The sequence below is a fragment of the Kocuria sp. genome (assembly GCF_030536815.1).
Lineage (GTDB): Bacteria > Actinomycetota > Actinomycetes > Actinomycetales > Micrococcaceae > Kocuria > Kocuria gwangalliensis.
On record NZ_JAUNPE010000144.1, the window covers coordinates 1 to 5,442 of the forward strand.

Annotated in this window: 4 protein-coding genes and 1 pseudogene; all 5 read right to left on the bottom strand. The window is 66.8% G+C overall.

What is annotated here, in order from left to right:
• Positions 1 to 463: pseudogene (locus tag Q4E95_RS10835) on the bottom strand (alkene reductase); the annotation flags it as partial.
• 160 nt (positions 464 to 623) lie between these two features.
• Positions 624 to 1,844 carry a glycerate kinase gene (locus Q4E95_RS10840; RefSeq protein WP_303383320.1) on the bottom strand — a complete coding sequence of 407 codons (1,221 nt, stop codon included), beginning with the start codon at positions 1,842 to 1,844 and terminating at the stop codon, positions 624 to 626.
• Positions 1,845 to 1,882: 38 nt separating this feature from the next.
• Positions 1,883 to 3,445 (bottom strand): SLC13 family permease, encoded by a 1,563-nt coding sequence (locus Q4E95_RS10845; RefSeq protein WP_303383321.1) that lies wholly within the window; start codon positions 3,443 to 3,445, stop codon positions 1,883 to 1,885.
• A complete protein-coding gene (locus tag Q4E95_RS10850; RefSeq protein ID WP_303383322.1) occupies positions 3,442 to 4,959 on the bottom strand; it encodes a HAMP domain-containing sensor histidine kinase in 1,518 nt (505 codons plus the stop codon). The genes Q4E95_RS10845 and Q4E95_RS10850 overlap by 4 nt, the downstream gene beginning before the upstream one ends.
• On the bottom strand, positions 4,952 to 5,245 hold the full coding sequence (locus tag Q4E95_RS10855; protein WP_303383323.1) for a hypothetical protein: 294 nt from the start codon (positions 5,243 to 5,245) through the stop codon (positions 4,952 to 4,954). The genes Q4E95_RS10850 and Q4E95_RS10855 overlap by 8 nt, the downstream gene beginning before the upstream one ends.
• Positions 5,246 to 5,442 lie beyond the last annotated feature (197 nt).

Sequence of the window (5,442 nt, forward strand, 5' to 3'; positions counted from 1 at the left end):
ACTCATCGCGCACGCGCGGCAGGTCCTCGAGTTCCAGGGCACGCGGCTCCGGAGTATCGACCTTACCACCCGGGACGTGAATCGGCTCACCCGACGCGATGGCACTGGGAGCTTCACCCTGCTGCCCGCCGGTCAACGCGGGGTGGACCAGACGTCCGGCATGCATGATTTGAATGAAGAACAGGCCACCGCGCTTGTGCACAGCCTCGGCCACGCGACCCCAGCCGGCAGCCTGCTCATCCGTGGCCAGGCCCGGCTCGTTCATGTAACCGCGGCTCACCAGCGTGGGGAACGTGCCCTCGGAAACGACCAGGCCGGCCGATGCACGCTGGGCGTAGTACTCCACCATGATGTCCGTGGGCACGCCGTCCGCATCTGCCCGCATGCGGGTAAGCGGGGCCATCACCACGCGGTTATTCAGTTCGTACTTGCCCACCGTCAGCGGGTCGAAAAGAGTAGTCATCTGCGTCCTTCCACAATCCTCACCGGGGCGAGGCACAATGCCTGCCCGGATACTTTCCGAAGACAACAACACAATGAGAGCCCGCAACATTCCGACGCCGCTGATCGTGTTGTACATCGCGTGGGCGGCCATCACGTACTGTGCGATGTCACAGCACCCACTACCGATCCCGCCCTATCCGTGCCGCCGCGATATTCGCGCCCAGAATCAAGGTGCGCATGAGCCGTTCGGTGGCCTCGATCAGCAGCCGCTCGCCGTCCGCCACGGCATCCTGCAGAGACATCGGTACCGGCACAATCGATGCAATTGCATCAATGCCGATGTCGTAGACGTCCCGAGACCCCTTACCCAACGTTCCGGCCAGGCCGATGACGGGCACACCGTGCAGCGTGGCACGGCGTGCAATCTCCGCGGGCACCTTGCCCTTGGGTGTCTGGAAATCGATGGCGCCCTCGGCGGTGATGACCAAATCGGCCGTGCTGAGCAGGTCGTCCAGGTCGATACCGGCCAGCCCGGAATCCAACAGTGCCTGGAACCGTGGCATCAAGGTGGCACCCAGCGCGGCCATCCCCGCGCCCAGACCTCCGGACGCACCGGTGCCCACACCGTGCGCGAAGTTCGTGCCGCGCGCGGACTCCACACAGTCGCGGCCGAGCACGGCGGCCCAGTTGTCGAACCCGTCCGACAGCTGCTCGACCTGTTCGGGGGTCGCGCCCTTCTGCGGTCCGAACACGCGAGCCACGCCCTTGGGGCCGGTCAGCACGTTGTGCGGGTTCAGCGCCAAAGTGATGTGGGCAGAACCGTCCTTGAGCGCCGGGTGCAGGTTGGTCATGTCCAGATGATCGACCGTGGTGAGGTGGGAACCGCCGTCCGGAACCTCGTTGCCCTCCGCGTCCAGTACACCCACGCCCAAGGCCCTGAGCGCCCCCGAGCCGCCGTCGCTGGTCCCGGAGTCGCCGCAGCCCACGAGGATCCGCCGCAGACCCGCGTCGAGTGCCGCGGCAATTAGTTCGCCGACGCCGCGCGTGGTCGTTGCCCCCGGGTCGCGCTGGTCCTGGGGTACCAGTCGCAGACCCGCTGCGGCCGCCATCTCGACCACGGCGGTGCCCTTGGCAGAGCCACCGAGGACCGCGTAATGGGAGTCCACGGGCTGACCTACGGGACCGGTCACGGTCATCGGAATCAGGTGGCCCGCGGTGGCGGTGGCCAGCGTCTCTGCGGTGCCCTCGCCGCCGTCGGCAATGGGAACGGCGCGGATGATGGCACCGGGCACGGCACGGCGCACGCCGGCCTGGATCGCGGCGGCCACGGCGTTGGAGTCCAGGGATTCCTTGAAGCCGGAGGGGGCCACCAAGATGTTCTGCGGGAAATGGGAAACCATGATGAAGTCGCTTTCTGTGGCGGGTGAACGAACAGGACTCAGAGGAACAGCGGCATGCCCATGAGGGGCCAAATGACGAAGGCGAACAACAGGACCATGCCCGCCATCAGCGGTGCGAGGAATGCGCTGAGCTTCAGCAGGTCCTTGGGTTGGTACGTCTCGATGCCCTCGACGTCCGAGAAGAGGGTCACGGGCTTGGCGGAGCTGGTGAGCGTGTGGCAGAAACCGGCAGCCGCCGTGGAGGCGAAGGCCGCGGCCATGGGATCCACGCCCACACCCGGAGCCAGGGACACCACGATGGGGATCAGCACCGCAGAACGCGCCGAGCGCGACTGGATGACCAGGTGCGCGGCCGTGGACATCATCACGATCACCACCACGAACACCACGCCCGCCGCGGCGCCGGCACCGGAGACCGGTCCGAGCACACGGTGCGCCAGCCAATCCGCGGCGCCGGACTCCACCAGGGCGGTGCCCAGTGTGAGGGTCGCGGCCATGAACAGGAGCATGGACCACGGCACGGTTTTCAATGCTTTACCCATGCTGACCAGCCCGTATCCGGGGCTCGTGGCCAACAGGGCACCCAACAGAGCAACCACTGCGGGGTGCAGACCGTGCAGGGATTCCGTGCACCACAACACCACCACGGCCATCGTGAGCAGCGCCGCGCGGGATTGACCCACCGTGAGCGGACCCCTGAGAAGCATGGTGGTGTGTTCCTGGAGCTTCTCGACGCTGACGTCCAGCGTCTGCGACCGGCTCTCCTTGTCCAGGAACAACCACATGATCAGTTCGGCGCACGCGTAGGAGGAGATCACCGCGAGCGGCAGACCGTAAATCAGCCACGTGGTGAACGAGAAACCCTCGTGCCCGGCGGTCTGCAGGATCTGGCTGGTGATGATGTGCGCACCGGCACCCAAATAGGACGCGACCGCGGACAGCAGGATCACCGACGGGAACAACAGGGACAGCGCCAACACGAGCCGCTTGCGATCGTGCAGTGCCTGCGCGAGCGCCATGAAAATGGGCAGCGCGAGGGCGGCACGCCCGGACGTGGACGGGATCGCGAACGCCGTGGCCACCAGAACCCCGGTCACCAGGTACACGAGCTGCCGCACCCCGGTCGCGCCGGTCACGATGTACACGGCCGCCCTGGTGGACAGCCCCGTGGCGGTCACACCCGCTGCGATCACGAACGCGGCAAGCAGCAGCCATACGGTGTCCTCACCCAGTGACGAGAACAATTGACTGTCGGAGAGCATGCCGGTGAGGACCAGCACGATTGCCGCCCCCAGGGCCACGTACGTGTCGCCAATGGAGGAGAAGATCCACAGCCAGATGGCAATCGCGAACACGGCCAAGGTGAGTGCGCCCTGGGCCGGTAACCGTGCGGCGTCGTCGGCCGGGCCGAAGGCCTCGACGGCGCACCAGGCCACGAATGCCAGCAACAGGACCGCGCCAATGATCGCCGGGACATTGTCCTTGGCCCAGGTCAGAGGGGTATCCCTGGGTGCGAGCGCGGGCGGGCGCGGGGCAGTGGTGGCGTAGCGAACCGGGGCCTGCTGGTCGGGTTCGGGCGACGGCGAGGCTGCGGAATTCATCGTTCCTCCCGCATGGATTCGTGAACCTCTCCGGCGAGCTGCTCGACTTCCCCGTCCGTGCGGGGCGCCGGGGCAGCCACGGGAATGTCCATCCCGAACCGGGTCCCGGACGGACCACCGGACTCGACCCACGCGCTGCCGTTGTGGGCGTCCGCAACGGCCCGCACCACGGCCAGACCCAGGCCCATGCCGGATTCGTCCTCGCCCTGGGCCTCCGTGCGATACATCTCGAACAGCGCCTCGGCCTGCTCCTGGTTGAGGGGGATGCCGTGATTGGTGACCCACATTCTCAGGGTTTTGCCCTGATCGGTCAGGGTCGACCCCACGCGAATGGAATCCTGCGGCTCGGTGTGGTCCACCGCGTTGCGCACCACCTGATGCATGGCGTCCGCGATGCGCGCCGGATCCACCCAGGCTTCACCGTTGGCTGTTGACTCCAGGTTCCACTGCCGGCCGGGGTTGTTCTCGGCGGCGTCCGCGTAGATCTCCACCGTCAGCTGCTTGAGGCTCACGCGGTGCGGTTGCACGAAGTCGGGTTTATCGCTCTGGGCGAGCAGATCCAGGTCCACCAGGGTGCGGCGCATGGACCGGATCTGACGGTTGGCCTGTTGGGCCGCACGACGCCGCTCGGCGGGGTTCTCGTCCGCCGTCGCCAGGGTCTCGATGGCCTGCGCCGTGCGGGACAGCGGTCCCCGCAAGTGGTGTTGGGCTTCCAGCACAAAGTGCTGCTGTGAACCGTAGGCGCGTTCCACGCGATCCAACATGTTGTTGAGGGTGTGCGCCAGCTGGGAGAGGTCGTCCCGGCCGTGCACCGGGATCCGCGTGGACAGGTCCTGGGCCGTGACGGAATCGGCCACCTCACGCATGGTGCGGATGGGCTGCAAAATCCGACCCGCCGCGAGCCACCCGATACCGGCCGTCAACAGCAGCCCCGCCATGGCGATACCGACGAGCACCACGACCTGACGGTTCACCGCCTCACGCGCTTCCTGCGTGAAATGCACGACGATCAAAGTGCCCTGCTCGTCGCTGCCCGGGGCGCCGGCGGACATCGTGCCCCAGCGCATTTCGCCGTGCTCGCCGTCCGTGACACCGGAGTTCTCGGAGGACTGCACCAGCTCGTTCAGGCGCGCACGGTCACTGGCGAGCAACTCCCCCGGGTCGTCGCGGGCGTTGTCCGTGTACATGACCTGGTCCCCCACCACGGCGATGATGGCCTCGCCGGTGGCCGGTGTCTGCCGGGACAGGTACCGCTGCATGAACGGTTCCAGGGACGTGAACGGCTCGGCCGTGGTGGGGTCAACACCTTCTTGGGCGAAGACCCGGAACTCGTCGAACTCCTGGGCGATCGCAGCATTGGCGGATTCCGAGACCTGGCCCATGAGGAATGACCGCATGGTGACGGTGACCGCAAGCAGCGCCAAGAGCGTGGTCAACACGATCCAGCCCACGATGCGCCACCGCGCCGAGACCCGGGTCATTTCCATGGCGGAGTTCTGCGGTGTCTTAGTCATCGACATCGCCGTCCCAGCCGTCGTCCAGGTCCTCGTCACCGGGGACCGGCACCGGGTGCGGGTTCTGCTGGACCTGCTGCGGGATCTCACCCACGTGGGGTACGGAAACGTCCGGGGACGCTGATGCCGCCGGTTCGGACGGCTCGCCGGAACCGCCCAACGGCACGGTGACGGTCTCCTGCGGCAACCGCGGTGGTTCCGCGGTTGCCGCAAGGGACTGACTGGCGAGGGCCAACGCGATGGGGACGCACATGACGCCCAGCAGCATGAGAATTTTTCGAATCACACCCCCAGGCTCGTTGCACCGGGTGAGACCAGCGTTAAGAAGCCATTAGAGAATTCTCATGTAACGCAGGTGGCTTTTGGGCCACGACGTCGATCACGGCCCACCGCTCGGGCCGCCACCAGCTGTCGATGAGGCCGGCACCGGACCGAGCGGCGTCGTCGACCGTTACCGGGAGATCACCTTGGGCGCGGCCACGG